The organism is Sorangium sp. So ce302 (assembly GCF_051530145.1).
GTDB lineage: Bacteria > Myxococcota_A > Polyangia > Polyangiales > Polyangiaceae > Sorangium > Sorangium cellulosum_B.
The window spans coordinates 4,580,249-4,602,094 of record NZ_CP150326.1 but is presented as its reverse complement, the minus strand read 5'-3'; the positions used below and the strand labels follow the sequence as shown (position 1 = coordinate 4,602,094).

At 71.3% G+C, this 21,846-nt stretch carries 18 protein-coding genes; 8 read left to right on the top strand and 10 right to left on the bottom strand.

Going from position 1 to position 21,846, the window contains the following annotated elements; translation table 11 throughout:
- Positions 1 to 30 precede the first annotated feature (30 nt).
- Complete coding sequence (locus WME73_RS17485) at positions 31 to 822, bottom strand: Stp1/IreP family PP2C-type Ser/Thr phosphatase (protein ID WP_437916403.1); 792 nt, start codon at positions 820 to 822, stop codon at positions 31 to 33.
- A gap of 57 nt (positions 823 to 879) precedes the next feature.
- Here WME73_RS17485 and WME73_RS17480 point away from each other — a divergent pair, with 57 nt between their 5' ends.
- On the top strand, positions 880 to 2,265 hold the full coding sequence (locus WME73_RS17480) for an aldehyde dehydrogenase family protein (protein WP_437916402.1): 1,386 nt from the start codon (positions 880 to 882) through the stop codon (positions 2,263 to 2,265).
- Between the two features lie 104 nt (positions 2,266 to 2,369).
- A complete protein-coding gene (locus tag WME73_RS17475) occupies positions 2,370 to 2,798 on the top strand; it encodes a VOC family protein (RefSeq protein WP_437916401.1) in 429 nt (142 codons plus the stop codon).
- Between the two features lie 132 nt (positions 2,799 to 2,930).
- On the opposite strand, the gene WME73_RS17470 is transcribed toward WME73_RS17475, so the two are convergent.
- From WME73_RS17470 to WME73_RS17460, 3 genes are all read right to left on the bottom strand, one after another.
- Positions 2,931 to 5,615, bottom strand: a complete 2,685-nt coding sequence (locus WME73_RS17470) for a hypothetical protein (protein WP_437916400.1) — start codon at positions 5,613 to 5,615, stop codon at positions 2,931 to 2,933.
- A 305-nt stretch (positions 5,616 to 5,920) separates the two neighbouring features.
- Positions 5,921 to 6,532, bottom strand: coding sequence for a 30S ribosomal protein S4 (gene rpsD / locus WME73_RS17465; RefSeq protein ID WP_437916399.1), 612 nt, complete (start codon positions 6,530 to 6,532; stop codon positions 5,921 to 5,923).
- Between the two features lie 167 nt (positions 6,533 to 6,699).
- Positions 6,700 to 7,482: a class I SAM-dependent methyltransferase gene (locus WME73_RS17460; protein ID WP_437746570.1), complete on the bottom strand. Its 783-nt coding sequence runs from the start codon at positions 7,480 to 7,482 to the stop codon at positions 6,700 to 6,702.
- Positions 7,483 to 7,992: 510 nt separating this feature from the next.
- Here WME73_RS17460 and WME73_RS17455 point away from each other — a divergent pair.
- Positions 7,993 to 8,535 carry a PadR family transcriptional regulator gene (locus WME73_RS17455; protein ID WP_231864867.1) on the top strand — a complete coding sequence of 181 codons (543 nt, stop codon included), beginning with the start codon at positions 7,993 to 7,995 and terminating at the stop codon, positions 8,533 to 8,535.
- A 17-nt stretch (positions 8,536 to 8,552) separates the two neighbouring features.
- Here WME73_RS17455 and WME73_RS17450 read toward each other — a convergent pair whose 3' ends face one another.
- The 4 genes from WME73_RS17450 to WME73_RS17435 all read right to left on the bottom strand — a co-directional run bounded on the left by WME73_RS17450 (position 8,553) and on the right by WME73_RS17435 (position 13,168).
- Positions 8,553 to 9,083: a GNAT family N-acetyltransferase gene (locus WME73_RS17450; RefSeq protein WP_437916398.1), complete on the bottom strand. Its 531-nt coding sequence runs from the start codon at positions 9,081 to 9,083 to the stop codon at positions 8,553 to 8,555.
- A gap of 138 nt (positions 9,084 to 9,221) precedes the next feature.
- Positions 9,222 to 10,355: a UTP--glucose-1-phosphate uridylyltransferase gene (locus WME73_RS17445; protein WP_437916397.1), complete on the bottom strand. Its 1,134-nt coding sequence runs from the start codon at positions 10,353 to 10,355 to the stop codon at positions 9,222 to 9,224.
- A 256-nt stretch (positions 10,356 to 10,611) separates the two neighbouring features.
- Positions 10,612 to 11,541: a Uma2 family endonuclease gene (locus WME73_RS17440; protein ID WP_437916396.1), complete on the bottom strand. Its 930-nt coding sequence runs from the start codon at positions 11,539 to 11,541 to the stop codon at positions 10,612 to 10,614.
- A gap of 97 nt (positions 11,542 to 11,638) precedes the next feature.
- A complete protein-coding gene (locus WME73_RS17435; protein ID WP_437872456.1) occupies positions 11,639 to 13,168 on the bottom strand; it encodes an O-antigen ligase family protein in 1,530 nt (509 codons plus the stop codon).
- Positions 13,169 to 13,428: 260 nt separating this feature from the next.
- On the opposite strand from WME73_RS17435, the gene WME73_RS17430 reads away from it, so the two are divergent.
- Positions 13,429 to 14,034, top strand: a complete 606-nt coding sequence (locus WME73_RS17430) for a polysaccharide biosynthesis/export family protein (protein ID WP_437746565.1) — start codon at positions 13,429 to 13,431, stop codon at positions 14,032 to 14,034.
- Between the two features lie 141 nt (positions 14,035 to 14,175).
- Complete coding sequence (locus WME73_RS17425) at positions 14,176 to 15,390, top strand: hypothetical protein (protein ID WP_437916395.1); 1,215 nt, start codon at positions 14,176 to 14,178, stop codon at positions 15,388 to 15,390.
- Positions 15,391 to 15,487: 97 nt separating this feature from the next.
- Here WME73_RS17425 and WME73_RS17420 read toward each other — a convergent pair whose 3' ends face one another.
- Positions 15,488 to 16,024 carry a VOC family protein gene (locus WME73_RS17420; RefSeq protein ID WP_437872452.1) on the bottom strand — a complete coding sequence of 179 codons (537 nt, stop codon included), beginning with the start codon at positions 16,022 to 16,024 and terminating at the stop codon, positions 15,488 to 15,490.
- A 123-nt stretch (positions 16,025 to 16,147) separates the two neighbouring features.
- Between WME73_RS17420 and WME73_RS17415 the strand changes: the two genes are divergently transcribed.
- Positions 16,148 to 17,167, top strand: coding sequence for an AraC family transcriptional regulator (locus WME73_RS17415; protein WP_437916394.1), 1,020 nt, complete (start codon positions 16,148 to 16,150; stop codon positions 17,165 to 17,167).
- Positions 17,168 to 17,324: 157 nt separating this feature from the next.
- On the opposite strand, the gene WME73_RS17410 is transcribed toward WME73_RS17415, so the two are convergent.
- Positions 17,325 to 19,721, bottom strand: a complete 2,397-nt coding sequence (locus WME73_RS17410) for an aldo/keto reductase (RefSeq protein WP_437916393.1) — start codon at positions 19,719 to 19,721, stop codon at positions 17,325 to 17,327.
- Positions 19,722 to 20,072: 351 nt separating this feature from the next.
- Between WME73_RS17410 and WME73_RS17405 the strand changes: the two genes are divergently transcribed.
- On the top strand, positions 20,073 to 20,795 hold the full coding sequence (locus WME73_RS17405; protein ID WP_437746558.1) for a DNA alkylation repair protein: 723 nt from the start codon (positions 20,073 to 20,075) through the stop codon (positions 20,793 to 20,795).
- Positions 20,796 to 21,119: 324 nt separating this feature from the next.
- Positions 21,120 to 21,824 (top strand): hypothetical protein, encoded by a 705-nt coding sequence (locus WME73_RS17400; protein ID WP_437916392.1) that lies wholly within the window; start codon positions 21,120 to 21,122, stop codon positions 21,822 to 21,824.
- Positions 21,825 to 21,846 lie beyond the last annotated feature (22 nt).

Below are 21,846 nucleotides of genomic sequence, written 5' to 3'. Positions count from 1 at the left end.
CTCCCGGCTCCCTCCGCACGCAGCCCGATGCTACCGCACGCTGCGGCTCTTGACGCCCTGGCGCTGGCTCCACGACGCCGATGCCGTCTCCTCGATCCGGATGAGCACGGCGGTGATGTTGTCGCGGCCACCGTTCTCGTTGGCGCAGTCGATGAGCTTGCCGCACGCGTCGGCGAGCACGGCGTTGTCCTCGACGATGCGCGCGATCTCGCGATCGTCCACGAGCCCGTGGAGGCCGTCGGAGCAGAGGAGGAACACGTCGCCGGCCTCGACGCGCTCCGCGCGCAGGTCGATGTCGACGCTGGGGCCGATGCCGAGCGCCCGCGTGATGACGTTGCGGGGCAGGTAGGCGAGGTCGCGCTCGGTGAGGTCGGGCCGCTCGAGGAGCGCGTCCGCGATGAGCGAGTGGTCGCGGGTCAGCTGCGAGATATCGCCGTTGCGGAGGAGGTAGCAGCGGCTGTCGCCGGCGTGGGCGACGTAGAACTTCCGCTCCCGCGGCGAGAACGCCGCGGCGACGACCGTGGTCCCCATCCCGCGGTAGAACCGCGAGTCGTCGGCGTGCGCGAAGATGCGCGCGTTCGCGTACGTCACGGCGGCGCGCAGCCTGTCGCCGGTCGACGCCTTGCGCCGCTTGCCGTTCGCCTCGCGGAAGTAGCCGGCGATGGCGCTCGCGGCGATCCGGCTCGCGACCTCGCCGGCCTCGTGCCCGCCCATGCCATCCGCGACGACGTAGACGTTGAACTCGGGGAGGAGGATGTATCGGTCCTCGTTGTGGGCCCGCTCCCTGCCGACGTCGGATAGACCTGCCGCGGTGGCGCGCATTCGCCCCGAGTCTAGACGACGCTTGGCCCCCCAGGGAACTGGGTTAATCTCCCCGCCATGTCCGACCTCGTGATCGACAACCCGTATACCCTCGAGGAAGCCGTCCGCCGGCCTCTTGCAGACGAGGCCGCCGTCGACCGGCTCCTCGACACCGCGACCGCCGCCGCGCGGCGCTTCTCGCGCACATCCATCGCCGAGCGCGCCGCCCTGTGCCAGCGCGCGGTCGAGCACATCGAGGCCAACACCCCGTCGATCGCCGCCGACATCACCCGCATGATGGGCAAGCCCCTGCGTCAATCCCGCAATGAAGTCGCGGGGATGGCCAAGCGAGCCCGGCACATGATCTCGATCGCCGAGGGCGCGCTCGCCGATGTGATCCTGCCGGAGCTCCCCGGGCTCGAGCGGCGGATCGTGCGCGCTCCGCTCGGTGTGGTCTTCAATCTCCCCGCCTGGAATTATCCGCTCCTCACCGCCGTGAACGTGGTCATCCCCGCGGTGCTCTCGGGCAATGTGGTGCTGCTCAAGCACTCGCCGCGCTCGCCGCTCTGCGGAGAGCACTTCGCGACGGCGTTCGCGGAGGCCGGCGCGCCGCCCGGCCTCGTCCAGGCCTTCCACTGCGACCACGCCACGTCCGAGCGCATCGCATCGGACCCGCGGGTCAACTTCGTCGGTTTCACCGGTTCCGTCGAAGGCGGACGCCGGATCTATGCGGCCACATCGAAGAAGGTGGCCGTCGACGCCGGCCTGGAGCTCGGCGGGAAGGACGGCGCCTACGTCGCGGCCGACGCGGACCTGGAGAAGGCGGTGGACGGGATCGTCGACGGCGCCTGTTACAACGCCGGACAGAGCTGCTGCGCTGTCGAGCGCGCGTATGTGCACCGCGACCTCTATCCGAAGTTCGTGGAGGCCGCGCTGGAGCTGATGAAGCGTTACGTCCTCGGCGATCCGACCGACGAGCGGACGAACCTGGGTCCGATGGCGCAGCCTCACGCGCCGGCGTTCCTGGAGGCGCAGGTGAAGCAGGCGCTCTCCCGGGGGGCGAAGGCGCTCTGCGGCGGTCGGGCGACCCAGGTCGACGGCCGCGGCCGCTTCTTCGAGCCGACGCTCCTCGTGGACACGGCGCCCGATCTCGACGTGATGCGCATCGAGTCGTTCGGGCCGGTGCTGCCCATCGTGCCGGTCTCGTCCGACGAGGAGGCGCTCGCGCTGATGAACGACAGCGATCTCGGGCTCACCGCGTCGGTCTGGACGCGCGACCGCGAGCGCGCCGCGCGGCTCGCGCGCGAGCTCGACGTCGGCACGGTCTACATGAACCAGTGTGACACCCTGGATCCGGCGCTCCCGTGGACGGGCGCGAAGAACAGCGGCAAGGGCGCGACGCTCTCGACGCTCGGGTTCCTGCACCTGACGCGGCCGAAATCGATCAACTTCAAGATTGGCTGAAGGCCCGGGCGCGCGGCGCCAACACCGCGCGGCGCGCAGCCCGCGAGCCGATGAGCTCGAATGAGTCTGCTTGCACCGGGGGCGAAGTGCGGTATCCCGAGGCGATGGAAATTCGAGAGATCTATCGCGGGCGCCTCATCGATCACGTTCAGCTCGTCGTGGCCGACCTCGCGGCGAGCAAGAAGTTCTATCGTGCCGTCTTCGAAGTGATCGGGATCCCGATCGGAGGCGAGGCCGACGATTACTTCTGGGCCGACGAGCTCTTCATCTCGAGCGTGGACTCGCCGGCCGCGGCCGGCGTGACCACCGGCCGGACGCACCTCGCGTTCCAGGCGAGCGACCGTGCGACGGTCGATCGGTTCCACGCCGCCGCGGTCGCCGCGGGCGGCAAGGACAACGGCGCTCCGGGCAAGCGCCCGTACCACCCCGGCTACTACGCGGCGTTCGTGCTCGACCCGGATGGGAACAACATCGAGGTCGTCCACCACGGCACGGCGAACAGGTCGTCGGATGCGGTAAAGATCACGTTCTGATCGCGAAGATGTCGCGAGAGCGTTGAAGAACCGACAGAGAATCGATTGAAGTCGGCACGGGCGCCCGCGCACCACCGCTGCTCCTCCCGCGCTTCTTTCCCTGCGTCCCTCTCGGCGCCTCCTCGCTTCTCCTCAGACCGACTGCCCCGCTGGCTCGCCGTCGATACAGACCCGCTTCCTGGCGACGGGCCTCGGCGCGACGTCGTTGAGGACCACCCCGAGGATGCGGCGATCGCCGAGCTGCTCGGCGGCCCTCGTCAGCGACGACGCCCGGGTTAGCGAGGCGCGCGCGACGAGGACGATGCCGTCGGAGGCGTCCTCGATGACGTTGGCGTCGCCCGAGCCAAGGACCGGAGGGCCGTCGATGACGACGTAATCGTGATAGCGCCGCAGCGTGCGCATCGCGGCCTCGAAGTGGACCGAGTGGAGCGCCGCGGGATAGCTCGCCTCGTGCGAGGGCTCCGCCAGCACCGAGAGCGACTGGCTGACGGCGATGACGCCCAGCGGGCGGATCTCGCCCGCCATCCGCCGCCGGAGCTGCTCCGAGAAGCTCGCGTGCGCGGGCAGCCGCAGGCCGAGCGTCGCCGCGACGCGGGGGCACGCGAGGTGGCCGTCGACGAGCAGCACCCGGGCGCGCTCGGCCTCGGCGAGCGTCATCGCGAGGCGGACCGCGAGCGCCGTCTTGCCCTCGGCCCGGCCGGGGCTCACCACCGCGACCGCGAGCGGCTCGCCCGCCCGCCGCTGATCGAGCCGGTGCCGGAGGACCCGGAGCGCCGCGAGCGCGGGCGCGGGCGCCCCCCGGAGCAGCTCGAACACGCCGTGCCCCTCGGGATCGAGGTCCGCGCCGATGATCTCCACCTCGGGCCCATCGAACGCGGGGCCGCCGGCGCGCGCGAACGAGCGCACGCCCACGCAGGCGAGCGGCGCCTCGGGCGCGCTCCAGGACGATCGGTCGACCCCTTCGCAGTCGCCGAGATCGAGGCTGTCCCGGAGCGTGTCCTCCGGGGCGGCGCCGGCCGGAGCGGCCTCTGCCGGCGCGCCGGGCGGCTCTGCGTCGTGCCCGAGCCCGCCGGGCGGCTCGGGGCCGGGCCCAGCCGCGCCGGGTGGCTCCGCGCCGTACCCGGGCCCGCCGGGCGGCTCCGTGCCGTACCCCGACGCGCCGGGCGGCTCTGCGTAGTACGCGGGCACGATCGTGCGCTCGCGGAGCGGCGGGCGCGCCGGGAGCTCCGGCATCGCGGCCAGCAGGGCGGGGCCGCCGAGCGCGTGGATGTCGCCGCCGTCGTAGAGCGTGTCGTTGAGCAGCACCCGGGCCCCGGCGACGCCGAGCGCGAAGAAGAACGTCACCGCGGCGCCCGCGAAGAAGACGCGGCCCCGCCCCCGGTCAGGGCGGCTCGGCAGGTAGGCCTGGTCGAGGACGTCGAGCTCGGTCTCGCTCTTGTTCTCGGCGGCGTCCGCGGACAGGTCCGCGGCCCGCTCGTTGGCCTGAACGGTCTTCAGGTACTCGCGCGCCCGCTCGAGATCGAGGCGGAGCCGGTGCCACTCGGTCTCGAGCTCGATCACGCGCTCCTCGGCGCCCCCGTCGGCCGCCGACGGCGGCGCGCGCGGCCCCTCGCCCCTGGCCGCGCTCTCCGCCGGCGCGCGCGGCCCCTCGCCCCCCGCCGGCGCCCTGCCACCTCCGGCGCGCGCGCGTAGGCCCGCGATCTGCCGGAGGAGCGCGGTCCGCTCCGCCGCGAGCGCCGCGCGCCGCGACGGCGTGAGCGCGCGCGCCTCGCCGGCCGGCGCCTCGGTGACGCCCGCGCGCACGAGCCCGAGCGCGCTCTCGGCAGCGGTGAGCTGGCTCTTCGCCGCCTCGACGCGGCGCTTCGCGGCGACGGCGTCCGGGTGGATCGGGGTCACGGTCGTGAGCTTCTCGGCGAGCGCCGCCTCGGCTGCCGCGACCGCGGCGACGGCGGCCGAGCGGGCCCGCTGCGCCTCGACGACGCTCTGGGGCAGCGGCCGCCCCGGCGCCGCCGCTGGCGATCGCCCGGCCCCGAGCAGCGCCTCGACGCGGGCGAGCTGGCGCTCGAGCGCCGCGAGCTGAGGGTCGACCGGGCGGACAGGCTGCGCTGACGACAGGGCGCGCGCCAAAGCCGCGGGCGCGGGGGCGCCGGGCGAGCCGAGCGGCTGGGGCGCCGGTGCATACGGAGAGTCGTTGAGCCCCCACTGGAACTGCGGGTTCCTGGCGAGGAACGTCGCCAGCGCGCGGCTCGCCGCGTCGACCTTGGAGCTGGCCTCGGCGAGCTCCTCCCGCAGGAAATCGCGGGTCATCGTCGCCGTGCCGAGGCTGTCGCGGCGGTAGTCGTCGAGAAGGATCTGCGTGAGGCGGGCGGCGACCTGCTGCGCCACGTGCGGATCGTCGTGGGTGAACGAGACGACGTACGTATCGCTGCTCTGCGCGCGGAAGCCGACGTGGTTCTTCATCTCCTCGACGGCCTCGACCATCGAGCGGGCGGTCTTCTCCGGGTAGAGCCCGAACGCCTCGACGACGCCCGCGAGCGTCCCGCGCGCGGTGAGCGCGTCCTTGAGCTTCGACCCGAGGCGCGCCGCGCGCGCGGTGCTGCTCTGGAGATCGCGGCCGGTCTGGATGGTGTCGCGGTAGAGGATCGTGGCCTCGCTCCGCCACACCCGCTTCGTGGCGAGCGCCAGGGCGAAGGAGATCGCGAGTCCGACGGCCATCATCGCGGCCGCTCCGCGCCAGTACATCCGGACCCGGCCGAGGACGCTTATCGCGCGATCCAGGCGCTCCCGGGGTGTGCTCTCCGTGCTCAGGCTGGCCATGGTGTTCCTCGCCCGTGTGGGCAGCGCGTCCGGCGCCGCGCGGCGCGGAGGGCGCGCGCGGGGGCGCTCCGCCCCCGCGCGGCAAGGCGCGTGCTCGCGGGCGCGTCACCCCGGGACGCACCCGGCTCGGCGCCACCACACGCGCTGACCGCGTGAGCGAGGGCCGATGCCGACGAACGCCATGGACATTCCGCGTCCAGCGAGCGCGGCTCGCTTCGCGGACGCTCCCGGGAAGGCGGGCGCTCGTCGCGACCGCCCCGCGTCGAGGGAGGCGGGCTCGCCAGCGCGGCGAGCCCTGGTCCTCGTCACAGCCGCTGCGAGTAGTACTCGATGATGAGCTGAACCGCGATGGGGAACGGGATGCTCGTCTCGTCCGGCAGCGCGGCCACGCGCGCCTGCCGGGCGTCCTTGTCGACCGCGAGCCACGTGGGGGCTTCCATGTCCGTCTTCGCGAGGCCCTCCACGACGGTCCGGTGGTCACGGCGCTTCTCGCTCACGCTCACCGTCTCTCCGATGGTGACGCGGTAGGACGGGATATCGACGCGCTTTCCGTTGATGAGCACGTGCCCGTGCGCCACCAGCTGTCGCGCGGCCGGGATGGTGCGCGCGAAGCCCGCGCGGAAGATGACGTTGTCGAGCCGCCGCTCGAGCAGCTCGATGAGCTTCGTCCCGGCGGCGAGATCGCTCCTGCGCGCCTCGAGCATGAGCGTCTTCAGCTGCGTATCGGTGAGGCCGTAGTTGAGCCTGACCTTCTGCTTCTCGCGGAGCCGCAGGGCGAACTCGCTGAGCTTCTTGCGGGCCTGTCCGTGCTGCCCGGGGGGGTAAGGCCTCCGCTCCGTCTTCTTGGCCGACAGCCCGGGGAGCTCGACCCCGAGCGCGCGCATGACCTTGACGCGAGGTCCGGTGTAACGGCTCATGCCCGGGCCCTCCCCAGGGACGCGCGCGCGTCGCGATGGTGGAGCGCGGCGCCGCAGGGCGCCGGTGCGTCAACGTAGTCCTGGATGTTCATCGAGCGTCTCTGTCCTTGTGCATGGGTCTTGCTGTTACTTGTTATGGAGGTGTTACCGACGGTGCGATCGAGGGCTCACACGCGCCGGAGGTGGCGGAGGATCGGGAACTGCGCTTTACGGAAGAAGCGCGCGAGACCATTCGTGGTCCGGATGCGGGCGCCGAGCGGCTCGGGATAGTCGTTATCGCCCAGGACGCGCAGCCATGGAAACGTCTCGACGACGCCTCCCTCTCGGTGGAGCTCGACGTGACGCGCGCCCCTCGCCGCGGTGGGACGGAGCTGGAGGCACGGGCTCGCGTCGAGCAGGAGCTCGACGTCCTTGGCGAGGCGCAGGGAGACCTGGGTCAAGAAGGCGCCGATCCGCTCGGGGCCGAGATGGGAGAAGAGGCCGAGGCCGAGGATCAACGTGGGCCAGTCCTGCGTGTCGGCGAGCTGATCGATCCAGTGATCGCAGCCGGGGGACGCCGTGGCCAGCGCATACCGCGGCGTCCGCGGGGCGCGCCGGGACTTCCACGCGACCACGCGGGGAACGTCGATGTCGATCCAGTGGAGCTGCCCGTTGTCGACGCGCGAGAACCGGGTGCACGGCCCGGAGAAGAGCCCGATGGCCAGCCCGTCCGGGTGACGGCGGAAGAAGTCGTCCACGACGTCGTCGACCAGCCGCGTGCGGGTCGCGAGGGGGCGGAGCTCCTGTTCCGTGAAGCCGGCGCGCTCGACCTCGAGCACGCGGGCGAGCTGGCGCGCTTCCTCGTCGTGGAGCCCGAGGTCAGGAAACGCGTCGGAGGCGTACGCGCACGCGGCAACTCCCGCGAGCTCGCGTCGAGCAAACGAAGGGGCAGCGTCGATACTGAAAATCATTTTCATTTTCGTTACAGGGACGAGCGTCCTGTGTCAAGCAGCGAACAGCCGCGACCTCACCCAGGTTGAGCTGCGGCGGCCCCACCAGGTTGAGCCTGCGGCCCCACCCAGGTTGCGACCTCACCCAGGTTGAGCTGCGGCGACCCCACCCAGGTTGAGCTGCGGCGACCCCACCCAGGTTGCCCTCGGTGCCTCTCCCCGTCGCTGCGTGCTGCGACCGTGCCCGGCGCGCGAAGCCTGCGGTCGTCCGCCCCGCCCCTTGACGGCCGACAGTCGAGAGCTATCTTTTAGATATATCTTTTAGAATATCGACCCGGCCGCCCTAGGGCAGCCGGGCCGTGGAGCCGGGGTGGCCTGCGCATGAGCGCGTGGCAGCTGAGTGTTCACCGCCGTGGTGGTCCACCGCCGAGCCAGAGAGGGATTTTGTCTATGTTCTGGGGATACGAACACCATCACTGCGCAGGCCCGCGAGGGCCGAGGGGGGGTCCGTTCGGGAGGGGTCGGCCCGGCATGGGTGGCGGCCCGCCGGGCTGGTGGGGCGACTGGTTCGGAGGGCCGCCGCTCCGCGCCGATCGCGGCGGGGTGCGTTACCTCGTGCTCGACGTGCTCGCCGAGCGAGCTCGCCATGGCTACGAGGTCATCCAGGCGATCGAGCAGCGCAGCGGCGACACCTACCGGCCGAGCCCGGGCGTCATCTATCCGACGCTGCAGATGCTCGAGGAGCTCGGCCACGCGCGCGTCATCGAGGCCGAGGGGCGCAAGATCTACGAGATCACCGACGCGGGGCGCGAGGACCTCAAGGCGAACCGCGAGTACGTCGACGAGTTCTACGAGCGCTTCGTCGAGACCTCGTGGGAGCGCTTCGCCGAGGATTTCGGCGACGTCATGAAGCGTATCGGCTCGCTCATGAAGATGCTGCGCCACGCGATGCGCCGGGGGCGCATCACGCCGGCCGTGCTCGCGCGCACCGTGAAGGTGCTCGACAAGGCGGCGGCGGAGATCGAGGAGCTGCTCGCCGAAGATCCGGAGGGGCGCGCCGGTCGGCGCCCGTGATCCTCGCCGCCGTGGAATCAGGGCGCGACGCGCTCAGGCACGCTCTCGAAGCAGAACACCCGCCAGGCGTGTGGCTGGCCAGGACGCACGATCTCCGTCACAGCGCCGCTCGTGAACTCCGCGACGACGCCGCGCCAGAACGCCAGAGCGCCCCGGTTCCCCTCGGCGACGCGCACGGTCCACTTCCCGGGAACGCCGTTCCATAGGAGGCACGCCGCCTGGCGGCCCACGCCAGAGCGGCGATAGCGGCGAAGGACGAAGAACTCGGCCACATCGAGGGTGTCCGGGTCCTCCACCGCCAGCGAACCGCGCGTCGCCAGGACAAACCCCGCGACGCGCCCGCCGCATCGAATGAGGAACGCGAACCGCCGCTCCCGCTCCGACCAGTAGAGAGGGAGCTTGGGGTAGCCGAAGCGCCCGTCCTGCCCCAGCTCGACGGCGGGGAACACATCGCTGAGATCGTGAATGTACAGCTCGAGAAGGTTGGACAGGATCACGGCATCCGCCGGCGTCGCCGCGTCCAGAGAGACAGTCTGCGCATCTGCCATATCCAGTTCTCCCGTCCGCCAGCGCGCGCTCGGGCGCTCCTCGGCGGCGCGCAGCGCCTCGTCACACGCGTCGATTCACGACGACAGGCACCTTCGCTCGCCAGCCGCGCGCCGCGCGACGCGGCCTGGGCCCTCGGCTCAGCCGAGGAAGCCGCGCGCGCGGGCGATCGCCTCGATCGCCGGCCTCCGCCGCTCCAGCTCCTCGACGTCCTTGACGGGAAGGAACCGGGCCGCGAGGCCGTCGCGCGGGACGCGAACGAACCGGGCCGGCAGGCCGAAGGTGACCTCGTTCAGGATGCGCTCGAACTGGATCGCCTTGCGGTCGCCCACCTTCTTCTCGACCTCCACATAGATCCAGTCCAGCGCGAGCGCGTCGAGCGCCTCGGCGCTCGCCAGGAAAGTGTTGGTGTTGAAGACGGGCACGACCTTCGGATCGAACCCGACCGGCAGCCGGAAGTCCTCTGCCATCACCGGTCGGCCGTTCCACCGCAGCGGCCCGCCGCCCTTGTCGCCGCCCTTGTCGACCACCTCGACGGAGAGGGGCCCGCCGTGGCCGAGGTGCCAGCCAAGGAGGACCGGATCGACGGTCGCGCCGAGGTTGTCGAGGTTGGCGATCCAGACGATCTTCCCGCCGCGGGCGATGAAGCGGCCGAGGAGGCCGCTCTCGCGGAGGGCGTCCGGGAGATCGCCGTGGCCGGTGGCGTAGACGCTCGGCTCGCCCGCATCGTCCAGGAACAGCCCGCCTTCCGGGGTCAGGCGCAGCGAGACGTGCTGCTCGAACGTGGCGCACAGATCGCCCGGCTCGTCGAGGCGCGGGCCGAGCGCCTCGCGGATCGGTCCGTTCGTCGCCTCGCTGGTCATCAGCCACAGCGGGACCGGGACCCCTGTCGTGCGCCGGAGGTGATCGCTCTCGGCGAGGCGCAGATCGAGGAAGGTCCGACCCGGCAGCACCTCGACGAGCGCCTTGACCACGCCGCCCATCCGGGTGGCCATCCCGCCGGCGAGGACGCAGAGGGCGACCTCGCCCCGGCGCAGCGCGGCCAGGCCGGCCTCGCGACAGCGGGCGTGCTCGGGCGTGCCCTCGGCGGGCACGTCGGCGATATCGCCGGGCGCGGGCGGCTCGACCGTGCCCTGGAGGCGGTTGCGGGCGTCCCGGTCCTTGCCGATGGACGCGGCCCACCGGGCGACGCGATCGGGGTCGAACCCGCGAGCCCGGAGGCGAGCGAGGAGAGGGCCAGGGAGCGCGGCGATCTGCTGGGTGAGGGAAGACACGGTATCCTCAAAAGACCACGAGGCGACGCGCGTGGCAACGGCATCGTGCAACCGGTGACGCCATGCAGAATGGGCGCGCCGCCTGCTTGAGAGGCATCTCGCGCCTGCGCACACACCCGAGATCCGGATGGCGCTGAATGCGTCGTACGTGGCTCCCTGATGCCGCGTCGCTCGCCTGAAGATCGCCAGTTCCATTCAGAGAATGGCCCCTCTTCAGGAAATCACGCTGACCCGGGAGCCCCCGGTCCGGCTTCCGTCAGCGGCCGGTCGACTCCAGGAACAGCTCCTCCACCGCCGCCGCGGTCGCCGCGCGCTGGAGCCAGCGTCCCAGGACGTCCACGTCCGTCTCGCCGAGGATCCGGCCGCGCGCCTCCTCGCTCGCCGGGACGCCGCGCGCGTTCAGCAGCATCAGGATCGCCGCCGACAGCTGCCCCACCGCCTGCTCGGCCCGCGCCTGCTCCTGCTCGATCCGAGCCTCGGCGGCCTCGATCATCCCCTCCAGCTTGCCCACCAGCTCGCTGGCGGTGACCAGCTCGGCGGTATCCGCGTAAAAACGGAGACGCCCCGCCTCCACTGCCAGATCCAGATCGAGGACCTCCGATCGGTACCGCCCGGCGCGCGAGGGGATGCTCTCGTAGCGCCGCACGCCGGTGGGCGGTAGCCGGTGAGCTTTTAGGTGCCCGCGCGGGATGTCGTAGATGAAGTACTCGCGGATCCCGAGGGTCGCGTAGCGCGCGACGTTGTCGACGAAATCCTTGCGCCAGTTGCCGGCGTAGTGCACCTCGATCGCGAGGTCGATCCCCTTGCCCTCGGCGCTCACCATCCAGCAGAGGCGCGGGGTGGGATCGACGTCGGTCACCGCGATCACGTCGGGCGTGAAGCCCTTCTCGCCCGGATAGTGGACCTTCATCTCGGCGCCGATGTAGATGCGCCGCCCGCGCCGGCCGAACCAGGCGCGGAGCGTGTCGCGGGCTTCCACCTTGGCGTCGAAGTGCGGGTCCCCTTCGGCCATGGCCAGGCGCTCGTCGATCTCCTCCTGGGACATGGAGTCGACGAGCGCCGCGATCGCCTGCTGGCGCTGAGCGGGCGACATCGCGGCCCACTCGGCCTCCGTCGGGGCGCGCGGCGCCTCGGCCGGGATCGGCGCCGCGGCGGGGTCGACGGGCTTGCGGATGGGAGCCGACATCCCGCCCAGCATACCACCATTCCAGGGCGCTCCCGTCGGACGACCTGCCAGGCCGCGCCGCCGCCGGCCCGGGAGCGCCCGGCGCTCGCGGGCGCGCTCACCCGAGGAACCGGAGCAGGACGTTGAGCAGCACGAGCACCAGGGACATCCCGCCGCACACGAGCGCGACCTCCCGCCCGGACACACGCACCACGACGCGGCTGTCCTCGGCCCGCGCGGCGCCATAGAGCGCGGCGGAGGCGCCGAACACCATGTAGAGGATGTCCTTGTAGGCCCACGAGAGGAAGAAGATGCCGATCAGCGCGCCGCACAGGCTCACGAAGATCGCCGGCGCGAACCGCCTCGCCGTGGGGCCGACATCGACGTCGCCCAGCCAGATCGACAGCGGCACCTTGATCGACGCGTACAGGACGAGCGCGAACAGGCACATCCCGAGCAAGCCCGTCTCGGCCGCGGCGAGGAGATAGGAGTTGTGGGCGGTCAAGCCGAGCGACGACTCGTCGCCGAACTGCCCCGCGCCGACGCCGATCCCCTTCGTCCGGCGGATCATCTCGAACGCCTCCCGGAGCAGCTCGACGCGCTCGCCAGAGCTCTCGCTCGCCTCATCGCCGCTCCGGCCCCCGAGCAGGAGCATGGGCGGCCCGACGAAGCAGGCGGCGATGACGCCGAGGGTCCCGCTCCGCCGGATGAAGCTGATGCCGAGGACCGCCAGGTACACGATGACGCCCGAGCGCGAGCGCGACAGGACGACCATCGCGCCGATCGCCGCGATGACGGCCGTCACGGGGAGCGCGCGGAGCGCCCCCGCAACCCGTGAGATCAGCCGATCCGTGAGCAGGACGGGCAGCGTCAGCGCGCGGCGCGCCCCGCAGGCCCGCGCGGACCCTGGCGCAGCGCCGCCGGGCGGCGCGCCCGCCGATAGGGGCGGGCCTCCGCGGACGGACCTGCGCGGCCGGCGCGGGCCGGTGCGCCGCTCGGCGAGCGCGATCGCGAGCGGGATCGACATTCCGGCCATCAGCGAGAGCTCGTTGGGATCGGCGAGCGAGCCGCGGTAGCGGACGCGGCCATCGATGGTCGACGTGCCGAGCGGCCCGGGGCGCTCGCACCGGTAGTTGCCATCGGGTACGGGCGCCTCGATGCGGCAGTCGAGGTTGGTCTCGCAGGGGCGCCCATCCGGCTCGAGCTCGCCCTTGCCTTCCCAGTCGTCGGGAGCCGCGATCATGCAGCCGTGGGGCTGGAACGCCTGCACGATCGCGACCACGGTCGTGAGGACGGCGCAGCCGACGAGCGTGATCGCGAGCGCCCGCAGCCCTCGCGGCGAGGCGGCGGCGACGGCGACGGCGACGAAGATGCCCGCGACGGTCGCGAGCTGCATTCCGCGCTCCTCGAGCGCGGCCGGGCGCTTCAGCGCGGTGGTCAGCGCTGCCCAGGCGAGGAACGCGAGCGCATAGACGACCTGAGGCGCGAGCGTCGGTTTGAGCCGCCGCCACACGACGTCGAGGGCGACGCAGAGCAGGGTGATCCCGAACGCCGCGTGCACGAGCGGAATCCCCGAGAGCGCGGGGATGAACTCCTGCGGCTTGATGATGACGAGCGCGCACAGCGCGCACACGACCCACGCTGCCATGGTGTGGCGCGCCGTTCGCGTGGCGCGCGCCGCGCACGGGCGGCCCGCGCCGCGCCCTCGTGACGGCCGCGCAGAGGCGCCCTGCGCGGGCGCGATGAGGCGCGGCGCGCATTCCCCCCTTCCGCGCGACGGATCTAGCACCGCGGGCCCGAGCGGCACGCGGGAAGAGCGCCAGTGCGCGCGCGAGGAGCAGGCGCGGAGCGCGGCGGCGGGATCGGCGCTTGCTGGAGCGCCATCGCATCAAGGAGGCTGGAAACCGCATGTGCTCCCGCTGTGTCCGGATTGCCCTGCTCTGCTCCGCGCTCACGGTCCTCATGGCGCTCCCGGGCTGCGGCGCGCGCGCCCCGCGGGTCGATTTCGATGCGGAGCGCCGCGCGACGAGCGCCTATGCGGTCGGCCCCGGCGACGTGCTGGAGGTGCGCGCCTGGAAGAACGAGGCGCTGAGCCAGCGCGTCACGGTGCGACCCGACGGGTTCATCACGATCCCGCTCGTCGGCGACGTCCTGGCGTCGGGGCGCACCGTCATGGGCGTCGCCGAGGACATCGCGACGCAGGCCGCCAAATTCTATCATGAGAAGCCGGTCGTCAGCGTCGAGGTGGCAGAGCTCCACAGCTACCGGGTCTACGTGATGGGCGAGGTGTCGCGTCCTGGCGAGTTCACGCCGAGGGCGCAGATCACCGTGCTCCAGGCGCTCGCCCTCGCGGGCGGATTCACCCGCTTCGCCGATCCCGACGAGGTGGTGATCGTCCGGCGCGACGCGATCGGCGAGCGCAGGATTCCGTTCGCCTTCGATGAGGTCGTCGGGAAAGGCGATCTCCGCGGGGATCTGCCGCTGCAAACGAACGATACCGTGGTGGTGCCGTAGAAGGCCCGCATCGGGGACACGTCGTTCCGGGAGCAGGCTTATCCGCATGCGGCTGCGGCGCGCGGGTGGGTAGCGTTCACGTCGCAAAGAGCCCGTCGCGCTTCGATGGGCGTCCTCCCCTGCCCCGACGGACATCGTTGGATGATCGCCGCACCAAGTTCTGGCATCCTGGACAGGATGCGCCCCGAGGCCACGCCGCTCGTCGCCGTATTGACCCTCGCGTTGCCGGTGATCGTCGCGGCGTGTGCCCCCGCGACCCCGGGCCCCCCGGGCCCCGCCGGCAAGGCTGCGGCGCCGCCAGGCACGCCAGCCCTCGCGGTGGCCAGCGTGCCCTCTGGCCCGGGGACCCCTGAGCCTGCCAGCGCGGCGTCCGCGGGGGCAGCGCAGGCCCACGGCGCGCAGGACGCCGCGCCCTCCCCCGCCCCACCCGAGCCGGCCCCCGCCATCTCGGCCGACGAAGCCGAGGCGATCCTGTTCCCGGGCGACGCCGCCGCCCACCGGGACGCCATCGACGCCTGCCGGCGCGGGAACGCCGGGACGGCGGCCGCGCCAAGCCCGGGGCACGAGCGCATCCGCTGCCTGCTCGCGCTCCGCTACCAGGGCGACCCGCAGGCCGCAGCGAGCGCCACCGCGCTGTTCGACCAGAACGGCAGCGTCGCCGGGCTGGAGCGGGAGCACATGATGGACGGCGGTTACCGCGGCATGCTCCACCTCGTCCCGGAGCTGCCGGTGCGCGCCGAGCGCCGCCACCTCGAGTGGACGGTGTCGGCGATCGCCGACTTCGACGCCTTCGTCGCGGATCTCGCGGCCGCGGCCAGCTCGCCCGTGCGCTACCGGCACCGCGCCCTCGCGCTCAAGTACTTCCGGTCCGTGCGGGCGCGCACGCCTTCCGCGTACGCCTCGGGCTGGACGGTCGCGTACAACCTCTCCGGCTCGCTCCACCGCTCCGCGGACGACGTGCGGGAGACGCTCTTCCACGAGCTCTTCCACCTCAACGACGGCGCGCACGGCGGGTGGTCCCAGGCCGCGCTCTCGCCGATCTACGACGGGATCGTCGCGCGCTGCGGGACGAGGATCACCTGCCTCACGCCGTACTCGCCGAACGAGACCATCGTGAAGGGCGGCACGTATTACTCGTTCCAGCCTGGAAACGGCGTGGTGGAGTACGCCGCCGAGCTGGCGATCCGCTACTACCGCGAGCAGCGCGCGGCGCTCCGCGGCAAGCGGCTCGCGAAGGCGCCGTTCAAGTGCGGCCCGCCGGAGAACGCGCGGGCGTGGTCGCTGCTCGCCGGAGAGTTCTTCGGCGGCGCAGATCGGGTCTCGCCCTGCCGGGAAGGTCCTCCGGCAACGCCCTGAGCCACACCGCAGCACGCGCTCTCATCGTCCCACGCGCGGCGCATGCCGTGACGATGGGGCGCAATCCCCATCGGAGCCTCGGTCGCGCGCGGGCGCATCACCCCACCTGCGACCGGTGGACGATCGAGGGTCGCGGCAGCTCGAGCGGCGGCATGGGATCGAAGAGCGAGCGCTCCGCGTCGGCCACCTCCTCGGCCGAGAAGGGCCGGAGGGTCTGGCAGAACTCGACCATGATGCCGTTGGGATCGATCGTGCAGATCGAGCGGCAGAACTCGCGATCTCGCTCGGTCACCTCGAGGCCGTGCGAGAGCCACCGCGCGAGCATCCGACCGTAGAACTCGCCCGTCGGGGCGCTGAAAGCCAGGTGGTTCATCCACACCGGCAGCCCGAGCCCTGTCGAGAGATCGGTCCTGAAGCGCCCCCGCACCGTCTCTTCGTGCAGATCCCAGAATGCCAGCAGCGGACCATCGGGCTCGCTGGTCCGATACAGGGCGTGCCTCGCCCAGCCCCCGTCGCGGCTGCCCTCGTAAGGCACCGCGATGACCTTCACGAGACGGAACCCCATGGCCCGGGTATAAAACCGGTGTGTGGCGACCAGATCGCTGGTCGCCAGCGCGACGTGATGCACCGCCATCGTCCCCCCCTTTGCGTGCACGTCGAGGATGCCACGAGCCGGAGCGCTCGTTCAAGCTGGATTTCGAGCGCGGCGGGATCGGCGCTGAGCCCCCGGGCGGCTGCGCTATCCTCGGCGCACGCCATGTCCGACGGCGATCTCGTGTTCGCATCCATGCCCGCCGGGCTCATCGCCTTCGCCTCGTCGTGCGGAGTCCCGCAGGAGGATCTCCTCCGGGCTGCCGGCGTCGCGCCCGAGGTCCTCGCCGCGCCCGACGAGCTCGTGCCGTATGCATCGCTCTTCTCGCTGTGGGAGCTCCTTCTCCAGCGCCTCCCCGGCGAGCCGCTCGGGCTGCGTTATGCGCGCTGCATCCCGGTGTCGGTCGTCGGCATCGTGGGGCACGTCCTTCGCCACAGCGAGACCGTGCGGCAGGGCGTCGCCGTCTATGGCCGCTTCTGCCGGCTGATGGACCCGTACCTCCGTATCACCGTCGAGGAGCACGGCGGGGTCGCCCGCCTCGCGCTCGAGCACGAGCCGCGCGTCGTCGCCATGGCCGAGCCGATCGAGATGATGATCGCGACGCTCGCGCGCTTCATCGCGCTCTACCTCGGCGGCTCGGCGCGGCCGATCGAGGCGCTGTTCCGCCATCCTCGCCGGCACCCGCCGTCGCTCTACGAGGAGGCGATCGGGGCCCCCGCCCGCTTCGAGGCGGGCGCGATGGGCCTCGCCTACGAGGCGCGTGTGCTCGACGCGCCCGTGGTCGGCGCGGACCCGTCGGTCCGCGATTACCTCGTTCGCCAGGCCGAGCAGCTGCTCGCTGCGCGCGCGGCGCCCGCCAGCGCCGCCGCGCTCGACGCGCGCGTGCGCGCCCGCATCGACGAGCGGCTCGACCGCGGCGACGTGGACCAGGAGGGGATCGCGCGCTCTCTGGGCATGAGCACGCGGTCGCTCCAGCGCGCGCTCAAGGACATCGGCACGTCGTTCACGGCGCAGCTCGACGAGGCCCGGCGGGAGAAGGCGCTCGATCTCGTCCGGCGGCCTGACCTCGCGCTCCAGGAGATCGCGTTCCTGCTCGGCTATGGCGAGCCGCGCCATTTCTACCGCAGCTTCCGTCGCTGGACGGGCACGACGCCGGGAGAGTACCGGCGCGCCCGCGTCCGGTAGCTCCGTGGGTCAGAAATCCCGCCAGAGACACCGGTCGGATCTCCTCGCCGGCGACTTCCACCTGAGCGAAGGGTCGCCCGCGCTGACGGCCGGTTGCCCCGGCGAGGACGGCGCCCGGCGCGTCCACGCGGGGGCCCACGCTCTTCATCGCCGGCGCTCACTCGCCTGGGAAGAGCTCCTCGGCCGTCATGTACTTCGCCCCGAGCGCTTGCGCGAACTCCCGGTCGCTTTCCATATCGCCAACCATGACCAGGTGCTCGCGCGCGAGCTTATGGCGCTGGATCAGCGATATCCCGAGCCCCGGCAGGGGCTTGCGACAGAAGCAGCCGACCGGAAACGCAGGGTGCGGGCAGTACACGACCTCGGCCACGGGCAGGCCGAGGAGCTCGATCGTCCGCGAGAACGCGGCCAGGACAGCCTCTTCGGTCACCGATCCTTTCGAGATGCCGCTCTGGTTTGACACGAAGAAGAGCGTGTATCCGTCGTTGACCCAGCGCTCCAGGGCCGCGCGCCGACCGGGCAGGAGCTCGACGTCGTCGGGGTCGCGCGGGTAGATTTCGCCGCTCTTTGTCGTTCGCAGCGTACCGTCTACGTCGAGGAGCAGGCCCTTGCCCGTGAAGAGCGGATCAACGCGCCGGGCAAACGGGATCTCCTCGACCACCGAGAAGCCCTCATCCACGTGCGGCGCCTCAAAATTCGCAGCCCACCGCGAGAGCGCCTGCGGCGGCGGCAGGTTGGGATCCTCTTTGCCGAGCGCTTTCATGTCCTCCGGCCCGAGCAGCTTGCCGTAGCGCTCGAGGACGCGGAGGACGACGTTCGCGTAGGCCTCGTTGATGGGTGTGGCCAGGTACCGGCACCGGACCGGCACGCGGTGCGCGTGCGCCACCCGGAGCACCGCATAGCGCGACGCGCGCGTGCCGTACGTATTGTCGAGGACCACCCGCGTTTGCCCCGAGGAGAGCAGCTCTCCGAGCTTCTTGACCACGCCGTCGAGCGTGCCTCCGAGCTCATCGCGGTTCAGGCGCGCGTACCCTTTGGCCGTGTAGCGGGCGACCTCCGACGACTTGCCTGCCCCTTGAATTCCCATGACCACGACCACCTCGGGCGCATCGCCGGGGCCTTCTCCGGGCTCGAGCTCGCGAAGGCCGGCGGGGATCACGGGGGGCGCGACCGAGGCCAGCACATCGGCCGTGGGCGCAAAGCTGGTCTTCGAGAGGTCGGCTCGATCGCGCGCGCCAAAGGGGACCCGGAGCGCGCGCAAGCAGGACTCGACGCTCTCCCGCTTGGTCGCCCCGAACAGGGGGAGGACCGGGGGGCCGAGATCGAGCAGGGCCGCGAGGGCCGCCTCCTGGGACGTGATGCTGTGCCGCGCGGCGATGGGCTTGATCGCGCGGTTCTTGAGGAGGCTATCGACCTTGGCGTGACCGCCGAGCGGCCGGTGGGCGAGGAACGGGATGCCCATTTGCTTGGCGAGCTCGAAGAGGCCTCGGGCTGCGCTGCCGCGATCGAGAACGCTCAGCTCCTCCTGGATGGCCCGCACCGGAAAGTGCCGCAGCGCCTGGTGGACCTCTGCGATGGATGTGTTGCTGAGGCCGAGGTGCTCGATGAGGCCCTCGTTCTGGAGCTCGGCGAGAGCGGCGAGGCTGTCTTCGAGGGGGGTCTTGGGGTCGGTCACGTGGAGGAGGAGCATGAAAATCCGCGAGACGCCGAGCGCCTTCAGGCTGCCCTCGACCGTGCGGCGCAGGTGGTCGCGGCTGCCGTTCGGGACCCATCGCCCTTTGGGTCGGGTGAGGCCCGCCTTGGTGATGACGCGCACGTCGTCGCGCGGGCCGGACCACGCGTCGAGCGCCTTGCGGACGAGGCGCTCTCCATAGTGGGCCTCGCGGTCGGTGAGGCAGTAAGAATCGGCGGTGTCGAGGAGGCGTATGCCTTGATCGAGGGCAACGTGGATGACGGCGGTCGCGTCCTCTTCCGAGGGGCGCCCCTCAGTGGCCAGCCGGAGCAGGCCGAGGCCGAGGGGAACGTCGAGGGGGCCTAGGACACCGTAGGGCGAGGGGGCGGGAGTCACGGAGACGATGACGTAGCCAGGTCCGGGGCTCGACGCAAGCGCTGAAGCCGAACAACTGGGGCAGATCGTTGGCGTCCGCCAACATCGCGCTGGTCCCGAGCCGCCGAGAGCGTGTTTGAGGCTCCCCGGCTCGGCGAGAGGCCCTGCCGGATTGAAAAGTCGGCCTTCTCCTCGCGTCATGTCCCTCGGGACGAGCTCGATGCGACCGCGATAGGGAAACGAGCCGCCCGTCACGGTGAAGGTCGTGTAGCCGCCCACGTGCTCCCCGCGAGGATTGACCTCCCAGATGTCGGTCGTCAACGTTTGATCGAGGGCCTCGCGCCGGGCATTGACCTCGACGATCTCCGACGCGAGCGTCTGGCCGTCTCGCAGCGACGTCAGCGAGATCCGGTCGCCGCGCGCGTGGAAATCCCACGTCAACGCTTCCGAGACTGCAAAGGCGATGTAGGTCGGCTCGACCTCGATCCGGCCCAGCGACGCTCGCATGGCGTCGACCTGGTCCGACCCGACGAGCAGCGGATTGTCCGGCGTCAGGCCGAACCCGAGCTGTTACATGCTTGCCGAACTGGCGACCGCTCACGAGGCGACCCTGGTCTTCCAGCGCGCCCCCCCCCCGGCGCGCGCTCGTAGCGCAGCGCGCCCCCGTGCCGCTCCAGCCAGCGCGCCCCGTCCGTCCTCCGCCTCCGCTCCCATGGTCGAGAGGCGTCGCGTCGCCCTGCTTCTTCGAATCAGAACAACGTCGTCGAAGAGGATGGCAGGTGCTGGTCCTTCGTCGTTCCCCGCGCAACGAACGGCTCGCGTTTGCGGGCGAGGTACTGTAAAGGACGAGGAGCGGAGATGAAGAAAGCAAAGGCGCCGGAACTGTCGCTCCAGGAGCAAGTGCAGTGGGTCCTCGAGTGGCTGAAGGCTCACAGCACGAAAGCCACGCTGGACGGCATGTCGCGCTACGCCATCCCGTCGGACAAGGCGTTTGGCGTCGCGATGAAGGACATGAAGGCGCTAGGCAAGAAGCTCGGGCACAACCACGAGCTTGCTTTGGCGCTCTGGGAGACCGGCTGGTACGAGGCGCGGATGTTGACGTCGTTCGTAGCGGACCCCTCCGCGCTCACCGCCGCGCAGATGGATCGGTGGTGTAAGGAGTTCGACAACTGGGCCTACTGCGACACCCTGAGCTTCAACCTCTTCGATCGCACGCCGCACGCGTGGGCGAAGGTCGAGCAGTGGAGCCGTAAGAAGGGGGAGTTCGAGAAGCGAGCGGCGTTCGCGCTGCTTTGGAGTCTTGCTCTCCACGACAAGCGCGCGAAGGACCAGCAGTTCGTCGACGCGCTCGGGCTCATCGAGCGTGCAGCTGACGATGACAGGAACTTCGTCAAGAAGGCCGTGAGCATGGCTCTTCGAGCGATCGGAAAGCGCAATGCTTCGCTCAAAGGCGCCGCCGTCGCCGTCGCCGCTCGTCTCGCCCAATCACCGCAGCCTTCAGCGCGATGGATCGGAAAGGACGCATCGCGCGAGCTTGCAGCGGCGCTGCCCAAGGCTTCGAGGCGCGCGGCGCTCCGCTAGGCCGTTAGGACGAGCTCTGCTCGGCGAGCCGGCGAGGCCTTGCCCGGCGGGCAGTCCTCCGCGGCTCGTCCGCGAGCGGCGATATCGCGCGGGTGAAGGCTACCACCGCGCGGGTGTTGAGACGCGCGAGCTTCCCCCTGCCCTGGACGAAGCGGCGCTCGAAAACCAGGGTTTCGCGGTTGGCTGCGAACCACAGCAGTTCTTGGCGCCTCCCCGCAGCTGGAACGTCCGCGCAACACTGTCGATGTAGGGAGGGGCGGATCACCCGACAGGTTGATACCGGCTTGTTGACCCGACGCCCGACGAAGGTTAGCAAGGCGTTCGATGAGTTTCGCCGACGGTTCGCCGCTCGCTTTCATCCTGGCCGCAGTGATCGCCGCGGTCGCCCTGCTCGCCGTGGGGCTCTATCTCGCTCACTCGCGGCTGGGCGCCGGCAAGCCCGACATCGCCAGCGCGACGCTCCACGGCGCGGGCCCCTTCACGCTGACCGTCGCGGCGCCGCCCGCGGGCCCGGTGGACCTCTTCATCCGCTACGCCGTGGCCTTCCCCTTCTTCAAGCCTTCGGGAGGGCCGACGAGCCGCACTTTCGGTCTGATCGTCGAGCTCGTCGCGGACGGTCAGGTCCTGACATTCGGCCACGGGGGGACGCACCCAGCGGGTCTCCTCGAGTTCGAGGGACTGGCCCACTACATGACCTCGTTCCGACCGGGAAACCTCGGCATCACCGATCGGGGTCGGCGCCTGGCCTGGCGGCGCAGCGCCGAGGGATCCTCCTTCGCTCGCCGCCCTGTCGCCGGGCCCTTCGATGCGCTACCGCCTGTTTCGGGATCGTGCCTGCGTCCCCGCACTCTTCCGGCCCAACGACGTGCGGATCTGCCGCCGCGTGAAATGCGGCCGGCAGCATCCGCTGGTTGGGCCGCTTGGATGAGAACAGCGGATCTGCGATTGAACGATGCATGCGATGCTGGCGCCGTAGGATGTGGCGATTGGTGGTATCCGTTCGTGGTACCGCGTCGTGACGAGCGCTGAGCCAGGGGCGCAGAGCGCCGGG

What these genes read in the sequence shown, in the direction of transcription:
- WME73_RS17485 (WP_437916403.1), bottom strand. Translation starts at nt 822, where the DNA reads ATGCGCGCCACCGCGGCAGGTCTATCCGACGTCGGCAGGGAGCGGGCC.
- WME73_RS17480 (WP_437916402.1), top strand. Translation starts at nt 880, where the DNA reads ATGTCCGACCTCGTGATCGACAACCCGTATACCCTCGAGGAAGCCGTC.
- WME73_RS17475 (WP_437916401.1), top strand. Translation starts at nt 2,370, where the DNA reads ATGGAAATTCGAGAGATCTATCGCGGGCGCCTCATCGATCACGTTCAG.
- WME73_RS17470 (WP_437916400.1), bottom strand. Translation starts at nt 5,615, where the DNA reads ATGGCCAGCCTGAGCACGGAGAGCACACCCCGGGAGCGCCTGGATCGC.
- rpsD (WP_437916399.1), bottom strand. Translation starts at nt 6,532, where the DNA reads ATGAGCCGTTACACCGGACCTCGCGTCAAGGTCATGCGCGCGCTCGGG.
- WME73_RS17460 (WP_437746570.1), bottom strand. Translation starts at nt 7,482, where the DNA reads ATGATTTTCAGTATCGACGCTGCCCCTTCGTTTGCTCGACGCGAGCTC.
- WME73_RS17455 (WP_231864867.1), top strand. Translation starts at nt 7,993, where the DNA reads ATGGGTGGCGGCCCGCCGGGCTGGTGGGGCGACTGGTTCGGAGGGCCG.
- WME73_RS17450 (WP_437916398.1), bottom strand. Translation starts at nt 9,083, where the DNA reads ATGGCAGATGCGCAGACTGTCTCTCTGGACGCGGCGACGCCGGCGGAT.
- WME73_RS17440 (WP_437916396.1), bottom strand. Translation starts at nt 11,541, where the DNA reads ATGTCGGCTCCCATCCGCAAGCCCGTCGACCCCGCCGCGGCGCCGATC.
- WME73_RS17435 (WP_437872456.1), bottom strand. Translation starts at nt 13,168, where the DNA reads ATGGCAGCGTGGGTCGTGTGCGCGCTGTGCGCGCTCGTCATCATCAAG.
- WME73_RS17430 (WP_437746565.1), top strand. Translation starts at nt 13,429, where the DNA reads ATGTGCTCCCGCTGTGTCCGGATTGCCCTGCTCTGCTCCGCGCTCACG.
- WME73_RS17425 (WP_437916395.1), top strand. Translation starts at nt 14,176, where the DNA reads ATGATCGCCGCACCAAGTTCTGGCATCCTGGACAGGATGCGCCCCGAG.
- WME73_RS17420 (WP_437872452.1), bottom strand. Translation starts at nt 16,024, where the DNA reads ATGGCGGTGCATCACGTCGCGCTGGCGACCAGCGATCTGGTCGCCACA.
- WME73_RS17415 (WP_437916394.1), top strand. Translation starts at nt 16,148, where the DNA reads ATGTCCGACGGCGATCTCGTGTTCGCATCCATGCCCGCCGGGCTCATC.
- WME73_RS17410 (WP_437916393.1), bottom strand. Translation starts at nt 19,721, where the DNA reads ATGCGAGCGTCGCTGGGCCGGATCGAGGTCGAGCCGACCTACATCGCC.
- WME73_RS17405 (WP_437746558.1), top strand. Translation starts at nt 20,073, where the DNA reads ATGAAGAAAGCAAAGGCGCCGGAACTGTCGCTCCAGGAGCAAGTGCAG.
- WME73_RS17400 (WP_437916392.1), top strand. Translation starts at nt 21,120, where the DNA reads ATGAGTTTCGCCGACGGTTCGCCGCTCGCTTTCATCCTGGCCGCAGTG.